Consider the following 23057-nt stretch of genomic DNA (forward strand, 5'->3'; position numbering starts at 1 on the left):
CAGGAGGGGAGGTGAAGCGCGGCGCGCGATGAAGCTCATGCGCCGCGCTGGCTACATCAGTCTTCGTCGGTTTCGCTCATGAAGGCGCGCATGAACACGAGCGCGCCCCAGCCCCACACCGCGTTCGAGGCGAAGCCCATCGCCAGGCGCGGCAGCATGTTGCCGCTCGGCCAGATCCCGCGCAGCGGATCGATCACGAACACCATCGCGGCGGTCAGCACGACGCCGCCGAACACGAACGCCTGCACCCACGGCGCGGGCCGCGAAGGCGACACGCGCAGCAGCCACGTCATCAGGATGGCCCACAAGGCGCTCCAGATCGCATTGACGAGGAACTCGGGCAGGCCGAGCGGCGCGAACGGCTCAGTCGAGAAACCAGCGGCGTCGATCACCTGCGCGGCATGCAGCAGCGCAAGCGTTGCCTCGCGAAAGAATAGCGAGGCCAGGAAGCCGGATACGAACGGCAAGATAATTTTTTGCATGAGAACGGGCGAGAGTTGCGCGGCGCGGCACGCATGCGCCCATGAAGACTGGGATAAGCGGCGGCCGGATGCTTTTGTCGGTATGGGCGCCATTATATCGGCGTGCCGGGCGCGCGATGCACCCCCGTATGCTAAAGCGTCGCGTAAAGCACGAAAGTGGAAAACCTAAGCTAAAAAAAATCGTTCAAAAGGCTTAGGGCGATCCCTAGACTGGTTCCCCATGAAGACGGCGCCGCCGTCATGGCCCGCCGCTCCCCGCGTCAGTCAACGATCAGTGAACGTTTCTTCCGGCCGCTCTGGATGACCAGGCGGGCGCGGACAAGCTCGTCCTGTTCTGCGTGTGAGAGCCGAGCCATTACGCCATTTTTCGCTGATTCGTTCAGCTCGAAGCTTTCATTTTCACGTCTCGAACAAAAAGCAGGAGTCACGCATGAATGTGTTCTGGTTCATCCCGACCCACGGCGACAGCCGCTATCTGGGCACCTCCGAAGGCGCGCGCGCCGCTGATCTCGCGTACTTCCAGCAGGTGGCCGTAGCGGCCGATACGCTCGGCTACGAAGGCGTCCTGCTGCCGACGGGCCGTTCGTGCGAAGACGCCTGGGTCGTGGCGTCGAGCCTGATCGCCGCAACGAAGCGCCTGAAGTTTCTCGTCGCGATCCGCCCGGGTCTGTCGTCGCCGGGTCTCGCCGCGCGCATGGCCGCGACTTTCGATCGCCTCTCGAACGGGCGCCTGCTCATCAACGTGGTGACGGGCGGCGACTCCGCCGAACTCGAAGGCGACGGCGTGTTCGTCGATCACGACACGCGCTACGAAATCACCGACGAATTCCTGCATATCTGGCGCAAGCTGCTGGAAGCCTCGCACACCAACGAGGCGATCGACTTCGACGGCAAGCATCTGCAGTCGAAGGGCGGCAAGGCGCTCTATCCGCCGGTGCAGCACCCGCATCCGCCGCTGTGGTTCGGCGGTTCGTCGCCGGCTGCGCACGAGATCGCAGGCGAGCATATCGACACCTACCTGACGTGGGGCGAGCCGCCCGAAGCGGTCGCGAAGAAGATCGCCGACATCCGTGCCCGCGCGGAACAGCGCGGCCGCAAGATCCGCTTCGGCATCCGCCTGCATGTGATCGTGCGCGAAACGGAAGAAGAAGCCTGGGCCGCCGCCGATCGCCTCATCAGCCGTCTCGACGACGACACGATTGCGCGCGCCCAGGCCGCGTTCAACAAGATGGACTCGGAAGGCCAGCGCCGCATGGCCGCGCTGCACGGCGGCAAGCGCGGCTCGCGCAAGGACCTGGAGGTCTACCCGAATCTGTGGGCGGGCGTGGGCCTCGTGCGCGGCGGGGCAGGCACCGCGCTGGTCGGCAATCCGGAACAGGTGGCGGCGCTCATGAAGGAATACGCGTCGCTGGGCATCGAGACGTTCATTCTCTCGGGCTATCCGCACCTTGAGGAATCCTACCGTTTCGCCGAACTGGTGTTCCCGCTGCTGCCGGGCCGCCAGGCGAAGACCGCGGGTGGCCCGCTGTCGGGGCCGTTTGGCGAAGTCGTCGGCAACCAGTATCTGCCGAAGGCGAGCCAGAGCTGATCGTAGCGGGTTCGCAATAACGTGCGTGCCGCGCGAAAACGTGCCGCACGCACGCTGCAAGTGTGCAAGAGGAGGACGATTCGATGACTCAATCCGCTGTGACCGCTGCCGCTGCGTCCGTCGTGGGCGCAGGCGGCGCACCGCGCACTGCACGGCCTTTCGCCGCGCTCGCGCGTGCGGCGCTCAAGCGCCTCGCGCCGTGGCTCGTGCCGCTCGCGATTCTCGCCGCGTGGGAACTGGCCGCACGCACGGGTGCGCTTTCCACGCGCGTGCTGCCTGAACCGCTCGCGGTCGTGAAGGCCGCGTGGTCGCTGATCGAGTCGGGCGAGATGTGGCAGGACGTGCGCGTGAGCACGTGGCGTGCGATCTCGGGTTTTGCGATCGGCGGCAGCATCGGGCTTGCGCTCGGTCTGGCGACGGGTCTGTTCAAGCCCGTCGAAACCGCGCTCGATTCGACCATCCAGATGGTGCGCAACATCCCGGCGCTCGCGATGATTCCGCTCGTGATCCTCTGGTTCGGGATCGAGGAAGAGGCGAAGGTGTTTCTCGTCGCACTGGGCGTGTTCTTCCCGGTGTATGTGAATACCTTTCATGGCATCCGCTCGGTGGACGCCAATCTCGTCGAAATGGCGCGCAGTTACGGGCTCAAGGGCTTCGCGCTCTATCGCGAAGTGATCCTGCCGGGCGCGCTGCCGTCGATTCTCGTGGGCGTGCGGTTCGCGCTCGGCCTGATGTGGGTGACGCTGATCGTGGCGGAGACGATCTCCGCGCAATCGGGCATCGGCTACATGACGATGAACGCACGCGAATTCCTCCAGACCGACGTGGTGGTGGTCGGCATCCTGCTCTACGCCGCGCTCGGCAAACTCGCCGACGTGCTCGCCAAATGGCTCGAGCGCGTAGCGCTGCGCTGGCATCCCGCGTATCAACAAGGAAGCGACGCATGAACGCAAGCACATTGGCAAGCCGTTTTGGCGGCGTCGCAAGCCGCCATCAAGCCGGCGAGGCTGGACAGTCCAGTCTTCAGGATAACCAGGTAAGTGGCGTGCAGCGGACACGCGCCGCCATCGATGACAAAGGCGCTTTTGCACAAGGCGTCAATGCTCGCGGCGATGCGCGCGCACACGACCCGGCTGTGGAGCTGCGCGGCGTGGGCAAGCGTTACGGCGAGCGCGTCGTGCTCGACGATTTCGACCTTTCGATCGAGCGCGGCAGCTTCGTGGCGATCGTCGGTCGCAGCGGTTGCGGCAAGTCCACGCTGTTGCGTCTTGTTGCGGGACTGGAGACGCCCGACGCAGGCGAACTCACACGCCGCGGCGAAGCAGGCGCACAACTCGACACGCGCATCATGTTTCAGGACGCGCGCCTGCTGCCATGGAAGACCGTATTGCAGAACGTGATGCTGGGCCTGGGCCGGGGAGCTCGCGACGATGCGCGCGCGGTGCTCGACGAAGTGGGCCTGCTTGCGCGCGCCGACGAATGGCCCGCGCGATTGTCGGGTGGCCAGCGCCAGCGCGTGGCGCTCGCCCGGGCGCTGGTGCATCGGCCGAGCCTGCTGCTGCTCGACGAACCGCTGGGCGCACTCGACGCGCTCACACGGATCGAAATGCATGCGCTGATCGAGCGCTTGTGGCGCGAGCATCGCTTCACGGCCTTGCTGGTCACGCACGACGTGCATGAAGCCGTGGCGCTTGGCGACCGCATTCTGCTGGTGGAGCAGGGGCGCATCGCGCTCGACCAGAACGTGTCGCTCGAACGCCCGCGTGCCCGCGCCGATGCGCGCTTCGCGGCGCTCGAAGAAAGCGTGCTCCAGCGCGTGCTGGGCAGCGAGACGCCGCCGGGCGGCCACGCACCGCGTAAGCAGGACACGCGCGATGGGCTGAGGCCGACCGACGTGCGCTGGGCGCTTTGAACCGTTTTTACTCGCAACGATTACTTGCTGCACCGACCTTTCGTCACTTCTGTTCATCAAAATTTGGAGCCGAATCAATGAGCATTACCGCCATCAACGTGCGCAACCAGTTCCGCGGCAAGATCAAAGAAATCATTCGCGGATCGGTGGTCTCGGAAGTCGACGTCGAAACGCCGTTCGGCGTCGTGACGTCGGTGATCACCACGCGCTCGGTCGACGAACTCGACCTGAAAGTCGGCTCGGAAGTCGTCGCGCTGGTCAAGTCAACCGAGGTCTCGATCGCGCGCCTGTGAGCGCGCTTGCGGTGGCATGCGCCTGCACGGCGTCCCTCGCGGGCGGCCGGCGCCAAAGTGCTACGATGGGCCGGCTAGCCACCGCGGAGGGACGATCATGGAGCCGAAAGGCCTCGACATGGGCGACTACGAAGAGCACTACCAGGACTGCGACATCGAAGTCGCGGTCGAGCAGGTGCTCACGGGCGTGAAGGCACACTTTCGGGTGACGCGCGCGGGCGTCGTGCTCAAGGACTGGGAACTCGTTCATATCGACCGGCTTTGGCCCACCGAACATGCCGCTGCCGAAGCCGGTTTTGCGGCGGCGCGTGCATGGATCGACCGGGGCGCTGCGCCTTGACGACGTTTGCCGCGGGCACGCGGTCTCGACACACTTCAGCCTGAGTGGGCATGCTTTTTACGTGGGTTGGGATAAAAGCGCGTCTGGCCGAAATGATCCGGGCCAATGAAGAGCAGCAATAACATGCCAATCTGGCCGAATGGCACGCATATCATTAGCCACCACCACCAGCCGCTCAAGCCTATATCGTGAAGACGCCGTACGATCACGGCAATCGGAATCCAGAAAACCACGCCGATAATCACGACGCCGAATATCGCACTGGCCAGCGAATTGCCGAAGGCGCTCGAATCTCCTTGTGAATCGAGTAATAAAACTAATGTGCAAAAGAGCAGCATCGTGGCTGCATATTCCCGGCGCGTGGCGCGACCGGCGAGCTTGAAGCGTCTTTCTAGCCATCTTTCCATGTGTATCGATCTTTCCGTCGTCGATTGATGTGTCTGGGCTATTCCCCTCGGAGGGATGCGATTTTACGCACGCATGGAAGTCAGGCGACAGGGCAATGAGGCGGATTTTAACGATTCATTGATATTGAACCGTGTCTGAATATTTAGTCTGAATTGGCCGGTGATTAACCAGGAAAAACTGATGCCGCGCGGATAAAAAAATGCCGCGCTCTGGGGGAGCGCGGCGCAGGGGAAGCCGGGGCCGACCGATGTTGGAGAGAAGGCCCCGTGCCTTCGATCAGACGAAACGCTATCAAATTGCCTGGGCGAAGTATACGGTTTGATATTTCGGTTTCTTACCTTGTTGTGAAACCTCGCTTGGCGCTCAGCGTTGTGCGGGAAGGGTGACGGACGGCTAAGATGAGACGATCCTGACAGGAGCCGTCATGTGCACGAACTACGCTGCTGCGCGACGTGATCGTCTTTTCCGGCATTTCGGCATTGAGCCGCCTGACAGCCCTTGGCGCGACGAGATCTACAAGGACTACGCCGCGCCGATTATTCGCCGTGTCGATGGTGTCAGGCGCGCGGATCTCGCGACTTTCGGCATGGTGCCGCGCAAGCATATTCCGCCCGGCGTGCGGGTGTTCGATACGATGAATGCGCGCTCGGAAACGCTTGGGGAAAAGCGCTCGTTTAGCGGCGCGTGGAAACGACAGCAATTGTGTCTCGTGCCGTGCGAGGCGTTTTATGAGCCGTGCTATGAAACGGGCAAAGCAGTGCGCTGGCGCATCGGCATGGCAAACGGCGAACCGTTGGCGATCGCGGGGTTGTGGCGGGAGTGGGAGGAGCCTGCGGTTGAAGAGGGCGAAGTAGCGCGCACGTACTCGTTCACGATGCTGACGGTGGACGCCGATGCTCATGCGCTGATGAACCGGTTTCATAAGCCCGGCGATGAGAAGCGTTCGGTCGTGATCGTGCCGCCAGTGGAGTATGAGAACTGGTTGGCGAGTCGGTCGATGGATGAGGCGCGGTCGTTTTTGCGGCTGTTGCCCGCGCAGGAACTGGCGGCAGTCGAGGAGCCGGTTGTGGCCAAGGCGAAAGCGCCGGTCTAGTCCTGCGTAGGCTTCTTTCTGCACGGAGCTTCGGGACTTCAAAGATGATGGTGCTGGCCGTCATAGGCCGCCTGCTTGCGGATGTACATGAAGAACATTGTTGGGGCTTGTACGTCCGGATGATCGAGTGAGCTTGGCGAGAATTCAAATCCCGCCATCATGCCCCTGATGCAAACACAAAGCCCGCGAGCGAAAGCAAGCGGGCTTTGTGTTTGCATTTTTGGATGGGTACGGTTAGAATCCCGGCCGCGGGGTGGAGCAGTCTGGCAGCTCGTCGGGCTCATAACCCGAAGGTCGTAGGTTCAAATCCTACCCCCGCAACCAACATTAAAGCCCGCTCTGCGTATGCAAGCGGGCTTTTGCTTTTGCTTTTGGTGCTGTCGTTGTCACGGTGGTTGCGGCTTGTATTTGTTGTCTACGCGCTGAATGAACAGTGAGCTGGCTTCAATTCGTCTAGTCCTTCCCATTTCAAGGTGACGCCGGTCTTTCGTTGGCTGGAGTGCGGTTGACGCAGCCAGAGAGGAGAGCATCCTCGACCTCTCCGACAATAGAGAAGCGTCGGCTGACAAGTCCGGAGGCCGTTATCCCAGCGACCGCGCTGCTCCACGTCACCAATCGTGAACTGGTGGTTGGAGAGGTCAAAGAGCGCCATCGCATGCTGGCGCGCGATTGACGAAATCCGGTGACACAGAGATTGCACAGACGCCAGAATGCAAAAAGCCCAGTTCAATGAACTGGGCTTTTTGCATGAATCTTTTGGGGTGGCTGATGGGACTCGAACCCACGACGACAGGAATCACAATCCTGGACTCTACCAACTGAGCTACAGCCACCACTGTCCTACTGTTTTCTTGTTTGTCGCTGCTTCGTCAGCGGCGTCAATCAAGAAGCAAGATTATATACACGCCATATCACTCTTGCCTAGCCCTTTATTCAAAAAATTATGAAGAAAGTTCGGCTGAGGCTTCGAGGGGCGCGCGCAGGTGCGAACGCGCCGTTTCGAAAATGGCGAGATCGCCCTTCGCAAGCTCGCGGCTATCCGACAGCACACGGCGCCAGCCGCGCGCACCGGCCTCGCCGCGATACAGCCCAAGCGCGTGGCGCGTGATCGAGCCAAGGAACGTGCCGCGCGCAACTTCGCTCGCGCAGTATTCGATCAGCTTCGCTTCGATTTCGTCGCGGGTGAGGGCGGGGCTGCTTGCACCATAGAAACGCGCGTCCACATCGGCGAGCACATAGGGGTTGTGATAAGCCTCGCGCCCGAGCATCACGCCATCGACGTGTTCCAGGTGCGTCTCGACTTCGTCGAGCGTCTTGATGCCGCCGTTAATGATGATTTCGAGCTGCGGGAAATCGCGCTTGAGCCGGTACGCGTAGTCATACTTGAGCGGCGGGATCTCGCGGTTCTCCTTCGGGCTCAGGCCCTTCAGGATCGCATTGCGCGCGTGCACGATAAAGACTTCGCAACCCGCGTCCGCGATGGTGCCGACGAAGTCGCGCACGAACGCATAGTCCTCGACTGCATCCACGCCAATGCGGTGCTTGACCGTCACCGGCACCGACGTCACGTCGCGCATCGCCTTGACACAGTCCGCCACGAGCTTCGGCTCGTTCATCAGGCACGCGCCGAACGCGCCGCGCTGCACGCGCTCGGACGGGCAGCCGCAATTCAGGTTGATCTCGTCGTAGCCCCATTGCTCGCCGAGCTTCGCGCAACGCGCGAGGTCGTCGGGTTCGCTGCCGCCCAGCTGCAGGGCGACCGGCGCTTCTTCCGGCGTGAAGGCGAGGTGGCGCGGCACGTCGCCGTGGAGCAGGGCGCCGGTCGTCACCATCTCCGTATACAGCCAGGTATGCCGGGAGATGAAACGGTGCAGCGATCGGCAGTGACGATCAGTCCAGTCCATCATCGGGGCCACACTGACGCGGCGGGGGCTGGCGATACGGTTCGAAGACATGGTGATTACGTGCGCAATCGACGCGCGGCAGACGTGGAACAACCTTGTATTTTAACGTATTTCGCCGAAATCGCTTCCGGCGTTTTTGCACTGCGCCAAGCCGGCTTTTGCCATCGTGTTGCCGTTGTTCAGATGTTTGCAAACGCCATCCGAAAGCGCTTCCAGCCTTATTTCCAGGCCCAAAGACCCTACCGCCGTTATGTAATCCGCGCGTCCAATGTTGCGTCGCGAAAATTATTTTGGGACGTCTTTTTAGGGTCTGTTCGTCGCTCAGCCAAGCCTGGATTGCGACTCCGGATTGTTTCCGAAGCCGGAATAAACAATTCGGATTATCGAGATTATTTTCCGATAGTAGGTGTATACACTGACTTCCATTGACGCGGCACGTGGGCTCTGACCTCCCAGGCGCGGCGCCTTTCCCTACCGCAAGTTGAACCGGATATTGGAGTCCACCATGAAGACCAAACTGATCGCAGCTCTGCTCGTCGCAGCTTCCGCTTCCATCGCCGCTCCGGCATTCGCCAGCGGCTACGGCCCGGCTCCGTTCTACCGCCCGAACGTCGGCGCACCGGCTTCGCAGCAAGGCCAGAGCGCACAGACCGTGGCCGCCGAACGCGCCCAGCAGCAAGGCGTCGATTCGTCGTACGGTGGTGTGGCAGGTGCAGCGACCCAATCGGGCGCTCACACGCAAACGCCGCGCGCGCAGCAAGTCTACTTCGGCAACTAAGTTCTCACTTAGGTTCGCTGAGCGAAGCGCCGCCGCCCCTTGCGGGCGGCGAAAAACGCCGGGTGTCTTCACGACCCCGGCGTTTTGCATTTGTGCGCGAGAAGAAGTGTTGGCGCTTAGGACGCCTCGCGCACGCGCTGGTCGATGGCTTCGCGGATACGATCGAACGCCGCGTCGAAGGCGTTGTCCTGGGTCGGGAAGCGGTCGCCGGCAATGCCATCGATGGGCACGTCGGCGTGGGTGGCGTCGGTGAGGCTGTGGATTTTCTGGGTCGTGATCGTGAAGCCCGTCTCATGCGCGCCGTCGACGCCTGCGGTCATGTCGTAGCCCATGTATTCGTAGCTGCGCCGGTTTTCCATGCTGTTTCCTCCGCAATTGCAGGATCTGCTTCTGATCTGTTTTTGATCTGATTCTATTCGGCCATCCGCCGATTCTTGCACGTCCCGCGCCTGCGCCGCCGCCCGCTGCGCGGACGCGTTCGCGTCGCCCGTCACAGTCGCTGTACTACCATCGTCTGCGAAGGGCGTGCGCCGCGGGGCAGGCGGCGCGCGCCTGTTACGCCAGTCCGTCGCTGGCTCAACAGGAGGTGAACAATGAAGAAACGCTTTGTGCTTCTCGCTGCGCTGGCGCTTCCGGCCATTCTCGCGCCGGCCGCGGCTTTCGCGCAGCAGCCGCCGCCCCGGCCGGGCCCGAACGAGTATCACGGCGGGCCGCCGCCGGATCGGCCGCCCCATGACATGCCGCCCCCGGAGTGGCGCAAAGGTGACCGCATCGGGCCGGAGTATCGCGACCGTCAATATGTGATCGACGACTGGCGCCAGTATCACCTCAGCCCGCCGCCGCGCGGCCATCATTGGGTGGGCGTGAGCGGCCAGTACTATCTGGTGCGCAATTCGAACTGGGCCGTGGAGCGCATCGGGCCGTAATGCCTGCGATGCATGGCAGGAAGGTCTATGGTGCAGCGCAAAGCCGGGCCATGTGAATCGGGCGATTCGCACCCGGCTTTTTCGCTCCCTGAAAAAAATCGGCCAGCGTGATAGCTTTTGCGTTCTCCTCAAACCCATGATGGAAACGCTTCGATGGAATACCGCACACTCGGCGATACGGATATCAAGGTCAGCCTGATCGGCCTCGGCACGATGACGTGGGGCGAACAGAATACCGAGCGCGACGCGCATGAGCAGATCGGGTACGCGCTCGATCAGGGCGTCACGCTGATCGACGCCGCGGAGATGTATCCCGTGCCGCCCCGTCCCGAAACGCAAGGCCAGACCGAGCGCTTCATCGGCACCTGGCTCGCGAAGCATCGCGCGGCGCGCGAGCGTATCGTGCTCGCCACCAAGATCGCGGGCCCCGCGCGCCAGCCGCACAATCCGCGCCATATCCGCGGCGAGGGCAACCAGTTCGACCGCAAGAATCTGACCGAGGCGCTCGACGACAGCCTCAAGCGCCTGCAGACCGATTACGTCGATCTCTACCAGCTTCACTGGCCCGACCGCAGCACGATGACCTTTGGCCGTTCGGCGTATCCGTGGATCGACGACGCCTATACGGTGCCGATCGAGGAAACGCTCTCGGTGCTCGCGGAGTTCGTGAAGGCGGGCAAGGTGCGCCATATCGGCGTGTCGAACGAGACGCCCTGGGGCGTGGCGCAATTCCTGCGCGCCGCCGAAAAGCTCGGCCTGCCGCGCATCGTCAGCGTCCAGAATCCGTACAGCCTCGTGAACCGCACGTTCGAGCTGGGCCTGTCCGAGTTTTCGCACCGCGAGGGCATCGGCCTGCTGGCGTACTCGCCGATGGCGTTCGGCTGGCTCTCGGGCAAGTACGAGGGCGGGGCGCGGCCCGAGGGCGCGCGCATCACCAAGTTCGAGCGCTTCCAGCGCTACAGCAAGCCGCAGGCGGTGGCGGCGACCTCGCGCTACGTGGCGCTCGCGAAGGAGCTGGGCTATACGCCCGCGCAGTTCGCGCTCGCATTCGTCAACAGCCGTCCGTTCGTGACGAGCAACCTGATCGGCGCGACCAGCATGGCGCAGCTCAAGGAAAACATCGCCAGCGTCGATGTGAAGCTGTCGGCCGACGTGCTCGCACGCATCGACGAGCTGCACGATCAGCAGCCGAACCCCGCGCCGTAAAGGGCGTCAGTCACCCGGCTCGCGCCATGCCGGGTGACAGGGTTGCCGCGCTTTATCGAACGCGAAGTTCCAGCGATAAAGCGCGTGCGCGCGCGCTGTCTGACTCCGCACTCCCAAAATCGTTGGCGATTCGCAAGGCATGCACTACGATCCTGCCAACGCCCGCGCGGCCGTGGATCGTGCCGATTCGACGCTGCACTTGATCGACACGCCCGCCGCGTCACGGTGCCGACCTCAACGCGCCACACGCTGACGACGCTCGGCCCACCAGGCTCCTATCATTCCAATCGCCTTTTGCGGAGTATTCCCACGATGACGAGCGCCCCGAACGCGCAATCGCCACGATCGCCTGAACCGACGCAGGCGCAGCCCGGCTACGGCTGGGCCATTTTTGTTCTGCTGGCGGTCGCCGGTCTGTTCTACGTAAAGTGGTTTCCCTATTACCACCGCGCCTTTACCGCCGAAGCGACGCATTCGATCGGCAAATCGATCCTGACGGGCGGTGCGGACAGCGCGCCCGCGCCGTCGGTCAGCGCTGCGCTCGATTACGCGCTGGCCTACGGCAAGGCGATCTGGCAGGCGATGGTGCTGGGCCTGCTGCTCGGCTCCGGCGTCCAGGCGCTGTTGCCGGTGCAATGGGTTGCGCGCGTGCTGGGCCAGCGCGGTTTCGGCAGCGTGGCGGCCGGCGGGCTGCTGTCGGTGCCGGGCATGATGTGCACCTGCTGCGCCGCGCCCGTGGTGGCGGGGCTGCGCGCGCGCAATGCCTCGACCGGCGGCGCGATTGCGTTCTGGCTCGGCAATTCGGTGCTCAATCCGGCGACGCTCGTGTTCATGGGCTTCGTGCTGGGCTGGCAGTGGAGCGCGTTGCGCCTCGTGCTGGGCGTGCTGCTGGTGTTCGGTCTCGGCTGGCTCGCCAACCGGCTCGTGACGCCGCAGGAAGCGCGCGCCGCCGATGACCGCCTTGCGGAGCTTGCACGCCAGCAGGCCGAAGGCGGCAATGTGTTCGTGCGCTGGGCGCGAATTTTCGCGCGCATGGCCGTGCGTCTCGTGCCCGAGTACATCGTGCTTGTGTTGCTGCTTGGCGCGGCGCGTGCGTGGCTGTTTCCGCATATCGGGCCGGACGTCACCAGCAGCATTGGCTGGATCGTCGCTTTCGCGGTCGCGGGCATGCTGTTCGTGATCCCGACGGCGGGCGAAGTGCCGATCATTCAGGCGATGCTCGCGCTCGGCATGGGCGTTGGCCCCGCTGGCGCGCTCCTGATGACGCTGCCGCCCGTGAGCGTGCCCTCGCTCGCCATGCTGGCGGGCTCGTTCCGCCCGCGTGTGTTGACGCTCGTGGCGTGCGTGGTCGTGCTGGTCGGCATCGTGTCCGGGCTGGCGGCGGTGGCGCTCGGGTTTGGCGCGGCTTGAAACAGGCGATACAGGCGCTTTCGATGAACTGCGCCGCAGCCGTTCTCGCAGGGTCGAGGGCGTTTGCGGCGCGGCTGCGATGCTACGATGAATCGACAGGATCGCGTATAGACCGTGGCTGGCCGCAAGGCCCGCTGCACAGATAAGGGCTCAGGCCCAGGAACCGGCATGGCAAAGCAAAAAACCAATCCGAAACTCGAACAGGCGCTCACGCGCGGCGACCTGGCGATCCGCCAGGCCAACTCCGCACGCGCCACGGCCGTGCTGCGCGCGCTTGGCAAGATGATCGTCGAGGCTTCGGCGACCATCGGCGTGCAGGCGCACGTCTCGATTCCCGACGGCGACCGCATTTACGATCCCGCCGACGGTCTCTGGCCGCAGCAACTGCTGATCTCGCTCGACGAACCCGTGGAAGAGGCGGATCCGGAAGAAATCCGCACGGTGCGTCTGCACGCGCAGACCCAGGCGACGGTGTTCCGCGTCGAATGGCACCGCTCGGACGGCAAGATCGGGCGCCAGGAAGGCGGCCCGTTCGCGACGGTCGCCTTTATCTCGGACGTCGAGATTCCCTGGGGCGACGACGAAGAGTGAGGGTGTTTTCGTCTTCGTCGTCGTTTTCGTTTTTGCCTTCGTCTTCGCCGCGCGTCGTCAGCGCATCATGCGGCGCCGGAACAGGATCGACGCGATGCCGAACGGCACGATGATGTAGAACGCGAGCATGCCCAGATGCAGCGCGGCGTGCTCGACGGGCCGCCCGAGCATGGCCGGGCGGATCAGGTCGACGGCGTGCGCGAGCGGCAGCATCAGCGTGATGTGCTGAGCGGCGGCGGGCAGCTGCGTGATCGGGAAGAACACGCCCGAAAGCAGCAGCATCGGCGTGAGCACGAGCGTCTGATAGAACATGAAGAAGTCGTAGGACGGCGCGAGCGCGGTGACGATCATCGCGCAGCTCGCGAACGCGAGGCCCGCGAGCGCGATCACGGGCAGCGCCAGCAGCATCGACGGGAAGCTCGCATAGCCGAGCGCACCCGCCACGATCATGATGGCCGCGCCCGATAGCATCGACTTGCTGGCGGCCCACATTACTTCCCCGAGCACCACGTCGCCGAGCGACAGCGGCGTGTGCATGATCGCCTCCCACGTGCGCTGCACGTGCATGCGCGAAAAGCCCGAGTACATCGACTCGAAGCTCGCCGACATCATCACCGACGACGACACCGTGCCTGCCGCGAGAAACGCGATATACGACACGCCCTGGACGTGGCCGACCATCAGCCCAAGCCCGAAGCCCAGGCCGAACAGATAGATCATCGGATCGGCGAGGTTGCCGAACATCGACGCAATCGCCAGCTTGCGCCAGACCAGATAGTTGCGCCGCCAGACGGCGATCCAGTGCGTGGCGTTCGAGGGCAGCGCGGCGCGAGGTTCGCGCAGCGGTTGATCGGCGGAGCGCGTGGGTGGTGGAGGTTGGGTGCGTGTCTGCATGGATCAGTCCTGCATTTCGCGGCCGGTGAGCCGCAGGAAAACGTCTTCAAGATTTGCCGGCCGATGCAGATAGCGCAGATCCGAGCGATGACGCAGTTGCGCATGCACGGGCGCGGGATCGTCGACGTAGCAGAACAGGGTCTCGCCGCTGATTTCGGTGCGCTTGGCGAAGGGCGCGAGTTCGTCGCGCAACGATGAAGGATCGGGGCCGTAGACTTCGATCACGTCGCAGCCGATCTCGGATTCGATCAGCGCCTTGGGCGCGCCCTCGGCGATCTTGCGGCCTTCCTCGATCACGCAGACGCGATTGCACAGGCGCTCGGCTTCTTCCATGAAGTGCGTGGTGAGCAGGATCGTCTTGCCGCGCGCGAGCAGCGAGCGCAGCCGTTCCCAGATCAGGTGGCGCGCCTGAGGATCGAGCCCGGTTGTGGGTTCGTCCATCACCAGGACGTCGGGATCGTTGACGAGCGCGCGCGCCAGCGTCAGGCGACGGCGCATGCCGCCGGAGAGTTCCCCCACGCGGGCGTCGGCCTTGCTTTCCAGTCGTGCGAATTCGAGCAGCGGCGCGACCAGCGCCTTTGTCTCGCTCGACGAAAGCCCGAAATACCGGCCGAAAACCAGCAGGTTTTCGCGCACCGTGAAGTCCGGATCGAGGTTGTCGAACTGCGGCACCACGCCTACGCGCGCGCGGGCATGACGCGCGCGTGCGGGCACTGGCTCGCCGCACAGGCTGATGCGCCCCGCATCGGGTGAAACGATGCCGAGCAGCATGCGCAGCGTGGTGGTCTTGCCCGCGCCGTTGGGGCCCAGAAGCCCGAAGCATTCGCCGCGGACGACGTCGAACGACAAGCCGTTGACGACCGTCCGGTCTCCGTAATGTTTGATCACCTGCTCGAATTCGATGGCGGGCATGTCGTACCGTTTTCCGGTTTTATATCGGTTTGAGTGTGCGCCAGGCACACGTCCACACGTCTTGAGGCGGCCTATTCTAGTGCATCGACGCTTAAGCGGTGGCGGCCCGCTGCTGCGCAGCGACGATGACAATGCACGGTCAATGGCTGTCGCGACAAGCATCCGGAATCGCTGCAAAGCCCGTGCCGCAAGGGTTTCGAGGCGCTAAAACGGTGCACGCTCAGCTGGCGCCCACCTGGCGTTTTCCAGCCCTTGCGTGCGGAATTGCGGCGCACCATCATGCCAGTACGACCTGCGTTTCGAGCGGGTGGGGAGAAGGGATCATGGCGAGCTACAAAAAGATTTTGTTGTGCTACGACGGCTCGCGCGAGGGCCGCAAGGCGCTGCGTTGCGGCGCCGATCTGGCGTTGGATCTGAAGGCGGAAACGCATCTGCTGTCGGTGGTCGACATGCGCTCGACCATCGCACAGAGCGCCGGTCTGCTGACCGATGTGGCGTGCGGCCGCTTCGAGGAAACCGCACGCGAAATCCTTCAGGAAGGGGTGGACTGGCTCACCGAGCGCGGCGTGCGCGCGCAGGGGCATTTCGCCTTCGGCCATCCGATCGACGAGATTGCGAATCTCGCGACCGAACTGAACGTGGATCTCGTGGTGGTGGGGCATCGCTGCCGCACGGGTCTGTCGCGCTGGTGGATGGGCGCGGGCAATACGCCGCTGCTCGACCGTATTTCGTGCAGCATTCTGGTGGCGTGTTCTTCGGCCGCCGAGGAAAAACAGCAGCAGGCGGCTGCTTAAACACGCCTGACGCAATTTGCACGCGCCCGGCTGCAATGGCCGGGCGCGGTGTCGTTCACGTTTCCATTCACGTTGTTACTCAACGTGCGGTATTTAATTCGGCGCGCTTGCGCCGTCGCCTGCATCAGCCGGGTTCAATTCCACTGCGGCAAGTTTCCACGAGAACAGACCGTGCCGCTGCAGGATCGCGGCGTAGCGCTCGCCGTTCGCGCTGCGCTGCCACGTTACGGCGAATGCGTTGAGGCTGCGATAACCGGCGCTTGCTTGCGGACGCGGTTGCGGTGCTTCGGCTTGCGTACTGGCAGGTGCAGGCGGCGCTGCTTCAGCCGGTGTCGATGATGCCGGCGTGCTGGGCGGCGGCGGTGCGGGTCGCTCTCCAGGCTTGCCCGTCGGCGGCATGCCGTTGAGCAAGGCGGCCACGCCTTCCGGCGTAGCGTAAGCATCCACGAGCGGCCCGATCAGCGCCGCGCCAATCACCGCACCGAGCATCAACAGCGGATTACTGCTGTGCTGCGCCTGAATGCGCCGCTGCAGCATCTCGCCAACCTGTTGCTTGAGGCTCACGCGCAGCGCCGGGTAGTCGACGTATTCGCTCAACGCCGCGGCGTCGCGCGCGTCCGCGGCCTGTTTGAGGCTGTTGAGCGCGAGATACGGCGAGGCATACGCGTAGCCGAGCGCAGTCACGACAACGACTGCCGCGACGGCAATCGCGACGGGTTTCTTCCAGTTCGAAGTCGGGCGTGAGGACGGTGTCGGTTCAGTCATCGGGCAGGGCGGCCCCGCGCGAACGGGGCAAAAGTTCAATCACGGTGTTGACCGCCCGCGCGCCGAAAAATTTCCCGCGTAACGCTTTGTTACCCCGGCTTTGTTACCCCGGCCTGGTTACTTCGCGAGCGCCATGGGCATGTCGCCGGTTTGTTCGGCGATGCAGCGGTCGATGGCGCGGCACACCGCGTCCATCGTGCCGACCATGATGAGTCGCGACGGGCCGTGATAGACGCGCACCGGCGCGCGGCGATCCGGTTGTTCCGTATTGAGCGTGCTGTTCAGCGACACGCGCGCGAATGCGGGCTGCGCGGAGGGCAAGGACGGCAGCGGCGGCAGTTCCGGCGTGTGGACGAGATCGACGTTGTCTTCGAAGAGCGAGCCATTGAGCGCCGCCGCCGAAGCGCGCGCTTCGCGCATTGCGCACGATGCGATCCCACGCAGATGGCGCAGACGACCGAATTGACGGAAGGGCAACAGGCGGGCAAGGCGTTCCATGGCTAACTCTCCAGAAGATGCGCGGACCAGGCGCTGACGAGGCGCGGTCGGAATTATCAGAATTCGGTGGGACGGATCAGACCGACTGCAATGCCTTCGAGCGCGAATTCAGCGCTGCCGGCCGCGACGAAGATGTTGTCGTAGTCGGGGTTCTCGGCGATCAGCTCGATACCGTTGGGCTGGCGCTTCAGGCGCTTGACGGTCACGTCGTCGCCCAGACGCGCGACGATGATCTGGCCGTCCTTGGCCTCGGCTTTCTTCTGCACGGCGAGCAGGTCGCCGTCGAGGATGCCCGCGTCGCGCATCGACAGGCCGCGCACCTTCAGGAGGTAGTCGGGACGGCTCGAGAACAGCGCCGGGTCGCATGCGTAGTTCTGCGAAATATGCTCCTGCGCGAGGATCGGGCTGCCCGCCGCGACGCGGCCGACGAGCGGCAGCGAGAGCTGCATGATGCTGGCGTGCGGCAGCGTGAACTGATGCGGCAGGTCATCCGGGCCCGGCATCAGGCGGATGCCGCGCGAGGCGCCCGCAGCCAGTTCGATCACGCCTTTGCGCGCGAGGGCGCGCAGGTGTTCCTCTGCGGAGTTGGCCGAGCTGAAGCCGAGTTCGGCGGCAATCTCTGCGCGCGTGGGCGGAAAGCCGGTGCGCTCGATCGCGCGGCGAACCAGATCGAAAACCTGCTGCTGTCGTGCGGTGAGTTTGGTCATGGCGACACTGTATGTTTGAACAGGTGCCTGTATTTTTATACAGTACTCGCCGCTTTTCAAGTGTTACTTGAAGTTTGACGTTTGGGTGGCGCTACAACGGCGTTTTGCGATGGTCTGACGGACGAAAACCTGCTCCAACAGCCGACTTGTCCGCCTTTACCACTTTTGCGTATTAAAAAATGAGAAAACATCATTTTTAATAATGTAAGCCAATCGCTAGACTGGCCTTCATCGATCGCCGCACAGACAAGAACGCGGCGGCACGCAAGACCACACGGCACACGACAACACGGAGAAAGCGGGATGAAACAAGGCACTACGGGGCGCGCATGGTTCAAGACTTTCGCGGCAAAACTGGTCATCGGCGCAGTGCCGCTGCTGGGCATGGCCGCCATCGCGCCGGCCGCGCATGCGGACACGTCGCTGCTCAACGTCTCCTACGATCCGACGCGTGAGCTGTACCAGGACGTCAACGAAGCCTTCATCAAGCAGTGGAAGGCCAAGACCGGCGAAACCCTGACCATCAAGCAGTCGCACGGCGGCTCGGGCGCACAGGCGCGTTCGGTGCTCGACGGCCTGCAAGCCGATGTCGTGACGCTGGCGCTCGCCTGGGACATCGACGCACTCGCCAACAAGGGCATCGTCGCGAAGGACTGGCAAAAGCGCCTGCCCGACAACGCCTCGCCGTACACCTCGACCATCGTGTTCCTCGTGCGCAAGGGCAATCCCAAGCACATCAAGGACTGGGACGACCTGACCAAGCCGGGCGTGTCGATCGTCACGCCGAATCCGAAGACCTCGGGCGGCGCGCGCTGGAACTACCTCGCGGCGTGGGCCTACGCGGAACACCAGCCGGGCGGCAACGACCAGAAGGCCAAAGAGTTCGTGACGAAGCTCTACAAGAACGCCGGCGTGCTCGATTCGGGCGCACGCGGTGCGACGACCAGCTTCGTGCAGCGCGGCATCGGCGATGTGCTGATCGCCTGGGAAAACGAAGCCTTCCTGTCGCTCAAGGAGTTCGGGCCGGAGAAGTTCGAGATCGTGGTGCCGTCGGTGAGCATCCTGGCCGAGCCGCCGGTTGCCGTGGTCGACAAGGTCGTCGACAAGAAGGGCACGCGCAAGGTCTCGGAAGCCTATCTGCAGTTCCTCTATAGCGAGGAAGGCCAGGAAATCGCCGCGAAGAACTTCTACCGTCCGCGTTCGGACAAGGTGCCCGCAGCGCTGACGGCGAAGTTCCCGAAGCTCAAGCTCTATACGGTGGACGACACGTTCGGCGGCTGGACGAACGCGCAGAAGACGCACTTTGCCGACGGCGGCGTGTTCGATTCGATCTATCAGCCGCAGTAAGGGCCGCAATAAGTCCTGCAACACGTATCAACGCAGTCGCAACCATTAGAAAAGCAGCATAAAACAAGGCGCGCCCCACGAGGCGCGCCTTTCGGCGCAGTGCATCGCATGCGATCCGCCCGCGCAACCCATGTGAAGAGATAGAGCATGACGACGTTCCGATTACAGAAGCCAGGCGCCTTGCCCGGGTTCGGCGTGACGCTCGGCATCACGGTGGCGTACCTGAGCCTCGTGGTGCTGATCCCGCTTGCGGCGACCTTCCTCAAGACCGCCACGCTCGACTGGGCGCAGTTCGTACGCGCGGTGTGGTCGCCGCGCGTGATCGCGTCGTACCGCCTGACGTTCTTCTCGGCGCTTGGCGGGGCGCTCATCAACGCCGTGTTCGGCTTCCTGCTCGCGTGGGTGCTGGTGCGTTACACGTTCCCGTTCAAGCGCGTGGTCGATGCGCTCGTCGACCTGCCGTTCGCGCTGCCCACTTCCGTGGCGGGCATTTCGCTGGCTGCGGTGTATGCGGGCAATGGCTGGATCGGCCAGTTCCTCGAACCGCTCGGGCTGAAGATCGCGTTTACGCCGATTGGCGTGCTGGTGGCGCTCACGTTCATCGGCTTGCCGTTCGTGGTGCGCACGGTGCAGCCCGTGCTCGAAGAGTTCGAGCGCGAGCAGGAAGAGGCCGCCGCGTGCCTGGGCGCGTCGCGCTGGCTGACGTTCCGCCGTGTCGTGTTCCCCGCTGCGTTGCCCGCACTGCTCACCGGCTTCGCGCTCGCGTTCGCGCGCGCACTGGGCGAGTACGGCTCGGTCATCTTCATCGCCGGCAACGTGCCGATGAAGTCGGAAATCACGTCGCTGCTCATCATCACCAAGCTCGAACAATACGATTACGCGGGCGCCACGGCGCTGGCCGTCGTGATGCTGTGCGTGTCGTTCCTCATGCTGCTGTTCATCAACACCTTGCAGTGGTATCTGCAACGTCGCACGGGCCGCGGCGCATCGGCTGCCGCGCCTGTGAGCGCAACGCCGGCGACCGGAGGCGCGCAATGAGCACGATCAATCGAAAAAACGCAGGCCGCCCCGATCCCGTCACCGAAGCGCCCTGGGTGCGCTGGCTGCTTACCGGCATCGCGCTGGTGTTCCTCTCGCTGTTTCTCGTGGTGCCGCTCGTGGCGGTGTTCTGGCAGGCGCTCTCGAAGGGCATCGGCTTTTATTTCGAATCGCTCGCCGATCCCGACGCGCTCGCCGCCATCAAGCTCACGCTGATCACGGCCGCGATCGCCGTGCCGCTGAACTGCGCATTCGGGCTGGCCGCTTCGTGGGCGATCGCCAAGTTCGACTTCCGCGGCAAGGCGCTGCTCACGACGCTGATCGACCTGCCGTTCTCGGTCTCGCCGGTGATCTCGGGCCTGATCTACGTGCTGATGTTCGGCGCGCAGGGCTGGCTTGGGCCCTGGCTCGAAGACCATAACGTGCAGATCATTTTCGCCGTGCCCGGCATCGTGCTGGCGACGATCTTCGTGACGTTCCCGTTCGTCGCGCGCGAGCTGATTCCGCTGATGCAGGCGCAAGGCAACGACGAGGAAGAAGCCGCGCACGTGCTCGGCGCGTCGGGCTGGCAGATGTTCCGCCGCGTGACGCTGCCCAATATCCGCTGGGGCCTGCTGTACGGCGTGATTCTGTGCAACGCGCGGGCGATGGGCGAGTTTGGCGCGGTGTCGGTGGTGTCGGGCCATATTCGCGGCCAGACCGACACCATGCCGCTGCACGTCGAAATTCTCTACAACGAATACAACTTTGCTGCGGCATTTGCGGTGGCTTCGCTGCTGGCGCTGCTTGCGCTCGTGACGCTCGGCCTCAAGCTGCTCGCTGAGCGCCACATGAACGCCGCGCTGCGCGACGACGACGTGCCGGCATTCGCGGGCCCGGCGCCGCAAGCTGCGGGACACGCGGCGCAAGCTGCACGCCAATCGGGACAATCGCTTCAACCTGGAGAGCTGTAATCATGGGCATCACCGTCAGCAATTTGCAGAAGCGCTTTGGCGACTTCACCGCCCTCGACAATGTCTCGCTCGACTTTCCGCCAGGCGAACTCGTCGCGCTGCTGGGCCCCTCCGGTTGCGGCAAGACCACGCTGCTGCGCGTGATCGCCGGTCTCGAATACGCCGATGCGGGCCAGGTCGTGCTGCAGGGCCAGGATGTGGGTGCGGCCGGTGCGCGCGAGCGCCAGGTGGGTTTCGTGTTCCAGCATTACGCGCTGTTCCGCCACATGACCGTGTTCGAGAACGTGGCGTTCGGCCTGCGCGTGAAGCCGCGCGGCGAGCGTCCGTCCGAAGCGAAAATCCGCGAGAAGGTGCATGAGCTGCTCAAGCTCGTGCAGCTGGACTGGCTCGCGCAGCGTTATCCGTCCGAGCTTTCCGGCGGCCAGCGCCAGCGTATCGCGCTGGCCCGCGCGCTGGCCGTGGAGCCGAAGGTGCTGCTGCTCGACGAGCCGTTCGGCGCGCTCGACGCCAAGGTGCGCAAGGAGTTGCGCAGCTGGCTGCGCCGCCTGCACGACGACCTGCATATCTCGACGATCTTCGTCACGCACGACCAGGAAGAGGCGCTGGAAGTGGCCGACCGCATCGTCGTGATGAATCATGGTCATGTGGAGCAGGTCGGCAGCCCGCAGGACGTGTACGATCATCCCCAGACGGCGTTCGTCTACGAGTTCCTCGGCGCGGCGAACCGTCTGCGCGGCAAGGTGGCGGCGGGCGGCTTCGTCGCCGATGGCGCGGCGCAGGCGATTGCGGTCGAGGCCGGCTTCGAAGGCCCGGCGCTCGCCTATGTGCGACCGCACGATATCGTGCTGCATCGCGACGCCGCGGATCATCGCGACGGCATCGTCGTCGATGTGCGCCGTGTCGTGACGCTGGGCGGCTCCGTGCGCGTCGAGCTGGAAAGCCGCACGGGCGGTGCGCTCGAAGCGCAGCTCGACCGCGAGGCGTGGCGTTCGCTCAACCTCGCCGTGGGCGACGGCGTGACGGCCGTGCCGCGCGGGCTGCGCGTGTTCCCGGCGCAGTGAAGCGAAGTGCATAACCGCGCATCCCCAATAGCGGGTAAATAGCGGGCAAATAAAAACAGGTCGGCAGTTCCGGAGAGAAGAACATGAATTTTCAGCAGTTGCGTTTCGTGCGCGAAGCCGTGCGGCAGAACATGAACCTGACCGAAGTCGCGAACGTGCTGTACACGTCGCAGTCGGGTGTCTCGAAGCAGATCAAGGATCTGGAGGACGAGCTCGGCGTCGATATTTTCATTCGCCGCGGCAAGCGCCTCACGGGCCTCACGGAGCCGGGCAAGGCCGTGCACCAGTTGATCGAGCGCATGTTGCTCGACGCCGAAAACCTGCGCCGCGTGGCGCGCCAGTTCGCCGACCAGGACAGCGGTCACCTCGTGGTGGCGACCACGCACACCCAGGCGCGCTATGCGCTGCCGAAGGTCGTGCACCAGTTCCGCGAAGTGTTCCCGAAGGTGCATCTGGCGCTGCGCCAGGGCAATCCGCAGCAGATCGCGCAGATGATCATTAACGGCGAGGCCGACATCGGCATCTCGACCGAAGCGCTCGACCGGTTCCCGGATATCGTGACGTTCCCGTGCTACTCGTGGCATCACACGGTGGTCGTGCCGAAGACGCACCCGCTCGTGGGCCGCGAAAACCTCACGCTCGAAGAGATCGCCGAGTATCCGATCATCACGTACGACCAGGATTTCACGGGCCGCTCGCACATCGACCAGGCGTTCGCGAAGGCGGGCACCGTGCCCGACGTGGTGCTGACCGCCATCGACGCGGACGTGATCAAGACTTACGTCGAACTCGGCATGGGGATCGGCGTGGTCGCGGCGATGGCCTACGATCCGAAGCGCGATAGCGAGCTTGTCGCGCTCGACACGCAACATCTGTTCGAGGCGAGCACGACGCGCGTCGGCCTGCGCAAGGGCGCGTTCCTGCGCCAGTACGCGTACCGCCTGATCGAGATGTTCGCGCCGCAGCTCAGCGAGCAGCAGATCGCGAGCCAGTTGCGCGAAGCGGTCTGAGGGCGTCGATGTAACGCGTCGATGTGAACCTGAAGCGGCGGCGCGATTTCGCGCCGCCGTTGTCATTTCTGCACGGGCGTTCGTGGGTATTTGCGTGATTTAGCTAGATAGCGCGCGCCAGCGGGGTTTTCCGCCAGATCGTCGCGC

Annotated in this window: 27 protein-coding genes and 2 tRNA genes; 19 read left to right on the forward strand and 10 right to left on the reverse strand. The window is 63.9% G+C overall.

The genetic code is table 11. The features are described 5' to 3' along the window. Window positions 1-56: 56 nt before the first annotated feature. Window positions 57-482, reverse strand: a complete 426-nt coding sequence (locus BBA01S_RS21800; protein WP_027818307.1) for a hypothetical protein — start codon at window positions 480-482, stop codon at window positions 57-59. 430 nt (window positions 483-912) lie between these two features. On the opposite strand from BBA01S_RS21800, the gene ssuD reads away from it, so the two are divergent. The 5 genes from ssuD to BBA01S_RS21830 all read left to right on the forward strand — a co-directional run bounded on the left by ssuD (window position 913) and on the right by BBA01S_RS21830 (window position 4615). Further along, entirely contained in the window at window positions 913-2070 is a 1158-nt protein-coding gene (ssuD, locus tag BBA01S_RS21810) for an FMNH2-dependent alkanesulfonate monooxygenase (RefSeq protein ID WP_027818308.1), read from the forward strand. Between the two features lie 83 nt (window positions 2071-2153). Continuing rightward, window positions 2154-3017 (forward strand): aliphatic sulfonate ABC transporter permease SsuC, encoded by an 864-nt coding sequence (gene ssuC / locus BBA01S_RS21815; protein ID WP_027818309.1) that lies wholly within the window; start codon window positions 2154-2156, stop codon window positions 3015-3017. Next, entirely contained in the window at window positions 3014-3982 is a 969-nt protein-coding gene (locus BBA01S_RS21820) for an ATP-binding cassette domain-containing protein (RefSeq protein ID WP_027818310.1), read from the forward strand. The genes ssuC and BBA01S_RS21820 overlap by 4 nt, the downstream gene beginning before the upstream one ends. A gap of 77 nt (window positions 3983-4059) precedes the next feature. Continuing rightward, window positions 4060-4275, forward strand: coding sequence for a TOBE domain-containing protein (locus BBA01S_RS21825; protein ID WP_027818311.1), 216 nt, complete (start codon window positions 4060-4062; stop codon window positions 4273-4275). A gap of 97 nt (window positions 4276-4372) precedes the next feature. Continuing rightward, a complete protein-coding gene (locus BBA01S_RS21830) occupies window positions 4373-4615 on the forward strand; it encodes a hypothetical protein (RefSeq protein ID WP_027818312.1) in 243 nt (80 codons plus the stop codon). Between the two features lie 35 nt (window positions 4616-4650). Here BBA01S_RS21830 and BBA01S_RS45235 read toward each other — a convergent pair whose 3' ends face one another. Continuing rightward, window positions 4651-5022, reverse strand: a complete 372-nt coding sequence (locus BBA01S_RS45235; RefSeq protein ID WP_052391829.1) for a DUF805 domain-containing protein — start codon at window positions 5020-5022, stop codon at window positions 4651-4653. Between the two features lie 425 nt (window positions 5023-5447). Between BBA01S_RS45235 and BBA01S_RS21840 the strand changes: the two genes are divergently transcribed. Both BBA01S_RS21840 and BBA01S_RS21850 read left to right on the forward strand, forming a co-directional pair. Continuing rightward, on the forward strand, window positions 5448-6116 hold the full coding sequence (locus tag BBA01S_RS21840) for an SOS response-associated peptidase (RefSeq protein ID WP_027818313.1): 669 nt from the start codon (window positions 5448-5450) through the stop codon (window positions 6114-6116). Between the two features lie 247 nt (window positions 6117-6363). After that, window positions 6364-6440: transfer RNA gene (locus BBA01S_RS21850), tRNA-Met, on the forward strand. A gap of 433 nt (window positions 6441-6873) precedes the next feature. Here the strand turns inward: BBA01S_RS21850 and BBA01S_RS21855 are convergent. Both BBA01S_RS21855 and dusA read right to left on the reverse strand, forming a co-directional pair. Beyond that, window positions 6874-6949, reverse strand: a tRNA-His gene (locus BBA01S_RS21855). Window positions 6950-7057: 108 nt separating this feature from the next. After that, window positions 7058-8071 carry a tRNA dihydrouridine(20/20a) synthase DusA gene (gene dusA, locus BBA01S_RS21860; RefSeq protein ID WP_042297688.1) on the reverse strand — a complete coding sequence of 338 codons (1014 nt, stop codon included), beginning with the start codon at window positions 8069-8071 and terminating at the stop codon, window positions 7058-7060. Between dusA and BBA01S_RS46915 the strand changes: the two genes are divergently transcribed. Further along, window positions 7967-8449, forward strand: a complete 483-nt coding sequence (locus tag BBA01S_RS46915; RefSeq protein WP_167336030.1) for a hypothetical protein — start codon at window positions 7967-7969, stop codon at window positions 8447-8449. The two genes, dusA and BBA01S_RS46915, sit on opposite strands and share 105 nt — an antisense overlap. Before the next feature lie 76 nt (window positions 8450-8525). Then, a complete protein-coding gene (locus tag BBA01S_RS21865) occupies window positions 8526-8798 on the forward strand; it encodes a hypothetical protein (RefSeq protein ID WP_027818315.1) in 273 nt (90 codons plus the stop codon). A 116-nt stretch (window positions 8799-8914) separates the two neighbouring features. Here the strand turns inward: BBA01S_RS21865 and BBA01S_RS21870 are convergent, their stop codons facing one another. After that, the gene (locus BBA01S_RS21870; RefSeq protein WP_027818316.1) at window positions 8915-9157 is read right to left on the reverse strand and encodes a hypothetical protein; all 243 of its coding nucleotides are present in this window, start codon (window positions 9155-9157) and stop codon (window positions 8915-8917) included. 234 nt (window positions 9158-9391) lie between these two features. On the opposite strand from BBA01S_RS21870, the gene BBA01S_RS21875 reads away from it, so the two are divergent. The 4 genes from BBA01S_RS21875 to BBA01S_RS21890 all read left to right on the forward strand — a co-directional run bounded on the left by BBA01S_RS21875 (window position 9392) and on the right by BBA01S_RS21890 (window position 12931). Then, window positions 9392-9724 (forward strand): RcnB family protein, encoded by a 333-nt coding sequence (locus BBA01S_RS21875; protein WP_027818317.1) that lies wholly within the window; start codon window positions 9392-9394, stop codon window positions 9722-9724. Between the two features lie 153 nt (window positions 9725-9877). Beyond that, window positions 9878-10930, forward strand: a complete 1053-nt coding sequence (locus BBA01S_RS21880; RefSeq protein WP_027818318.1) for an NADP(H)-dependent aldo-keto reductase — start codon at window positions 9878-9880, stop codon at window positions 10928-10930. Window positions 10931-11242: 312 nt separating this feature from the next. Further along, complete coding sequence (locus BBA01S_RS21885) at window positions 11243-12340, forward strand: permease (RefSeq protein WP_042297664.1); 1098 nt, start codon at window positions 11243-11245, stop codon at window positions 12338-12340. 168 nt (window positions 12341-12508) lie between these two features. After that, window positions 12509-12931: a hypothetical protein gene (locus tag BBA01S_RS21890; protein ID WP_027818320.1), complete on the forward strand. Its 423-nt coding sequence runs from the start codon at window positions 12509-12511 to the stop codon at window positions 12929-12931. A gap of 57 nt (window positions 12932-12988) precedes the next feature. Here the strand turns inward: BBA01S_RS21890 and BBA01S_RS21895 are convergent, their stop codons facing one another. Further along, on the reverse strand, window positions 12989-13825 hold the full coding sequence (locus BBA01S_RS21895) for an ABC transporter permease (RefSeq protein WP_027818321.1): 837 nt from the start codon (window positions 13823-13825) through the stop codon (window positions 12989-12991). 3 nt (window positions 13826-13828) lie between these two features. Then, the gene (nodI, locus tag BBA01S_RS21900; protein ID WP_027818322.1) at window positions 13829-14737 is read right to left on the reverse strand and encodes a nodulation factor ABC transporter ATP-binding protein NodI; all 909 of its coding nucleotides are present in this window, start codon (window positions 14735-14737) and stop codon (window positions 13829-13831) included. A gap of 323 nt (window positions 14738-15060) precedes the next feature. On the opposite strand from nodI, the gene BBA01S_RS21905 reads away from it, so the two are divergent. Then, window positions 15061-15531 (forward strand): universal stress protein, encoded by a 471-nt coding sequence (locus BBA01S_RS21905; RefSeq protein WP_027818323.1) that lies wholly within the window; start codon window positions 15061-15063, stop codon window positions 15529-15531. Between the two features lie 93 nt (window positions 15532-15624). Here the strand turns inward: BBA01S_RS21905 and BBA01S_RS42160 are convergent, their stop codons facing one another. The 3 genes from BBA01S_RS42160 to lexA all read right to left on the reverse strand — a co-directional run bounded on the left by BBA01S_RS42160 (window position 15625) and on the right by lexA (window position 17501). Next, window positions 15625-16296, reverse strand: a complete 672-nt coding sequence (locus BBA01S_RS42160) for a DUF2939 domain-containing protein (RefSeq protein ID WP_042297665.1) — start codon at window positions 16294-16296, stop codon at window positions 15625-15627. A gap of 117 nt (window positions 16297-16413) precedes the next feature. After that, the gene (locus BBA01S_RS47610; RefSeq protein WP_027818324.1) at window positions 16414-16794 is read right to left on the reverse strand and encodes a hypothetical protein; all 381 of its coding nucleotides are present in this window, start codon (window positions 16792-16794) and stop codon (window positions 16414-16416) included. Between the two features lie 56 nt (window positions 16795-16850). Beyond that, window positions 16851-17501, reverse strand: a complete 651-nt coding sequence (gene lexA, locus BBA01S_RS21920; RefSeq protein ID WP_027818325.1) for a transcriptional repressor LexA — start codon at window positions 17499-17501, stop codon at window positions 16851-16853. A 303-nt stretch (window positions 17502-17804) separates the two neighbouring features. Between lexA and BBA01S_RS21925 the strand changes: the two genes are divergently transcribed. The 5 genes from BBA01S_RS21925 to BBA01S_RS21945 all read left to right on the forward strand — a co-directional run bounded on the left by BBA01S_RS21925 (window position 17805) and on the right by BBA01S_RS21945 (window position 22910). Further along, window positions 17805-18848 carry a sulfate ABC transporter substrate-binding protein gene (locus BBA01S_RS21925; protein WP_027818326.1) on the forward strand — a complete coding sequence of 348 codons (1044 nt, stop codon included), beginning with the start codon at window positions 17805-17807 and terminating at the stop codon, window positions 18846-18848. Between the two features lie 147 nt (window positions 18849-18995). Further along, window positions 18996-19886, forward strand: coding sequence for a sulfate ABC transporter permease subunit CysT (gene cysT, locus BBA01S_RS21930; RefSeq protein WP_027818327.1), 891 nt, complete (start codon window positions 18996-18998; stop codon window positions 19884-19886). After that, a complete protein-coding gene (cysW, locus tag BBA01S_RS21935; protein ID WP_027818328.1) occupies window positions 19883-20839 on the forward strand; it encodes a sulfate ABC transporter permease subunit CysW in 957 nt (318 codons plus the stop codon). The genes cysT and cysW overlap by 4 nt, the downstream gene beginning before the upstream one ends. A 2-nt stretch (window positions 20840-20841) precedes the next feature. Beyond that, the gene (locus BBA01S_RS21940; protein ID WP_027818329.1) at window positions 20842-21900 is read left to right on the forward strand and encodes a sulfate/molybdate ABC transporter ATP-binding protein; all 1059 of its coding nucleotides are present in this window, start codon (window positions 20842-20844) and stop codon (window positions 21898-21900) included. Window positions 21901-21983: 83 nt separating this feature from the next. Next, window positions 21984-22910 (forward strand): CysB family HTH-type transcriptional regulator, encoded by a 927-nt coding sequence (locus BBA01S_RS21945; protein WP_027818330.1) that lies wholly within the window; start codon window positions 21984-21986, stop codon window positions 22908-22910. Window positions 22911-23057: the final 147 nt, after the last annotated feature.

Source organism: Paraburkholderia bannensis NBRC 103871 (genome assembly GCF_000685015.1).
In the GTDB taxonomy this organism is placed as follows: Bacteria; Pseudomonadota; Gammaproteobacteria; order Burkholderiales; family Burkholderiaceae; genus Paraburkholderia; species Paraburkholderia bannensis.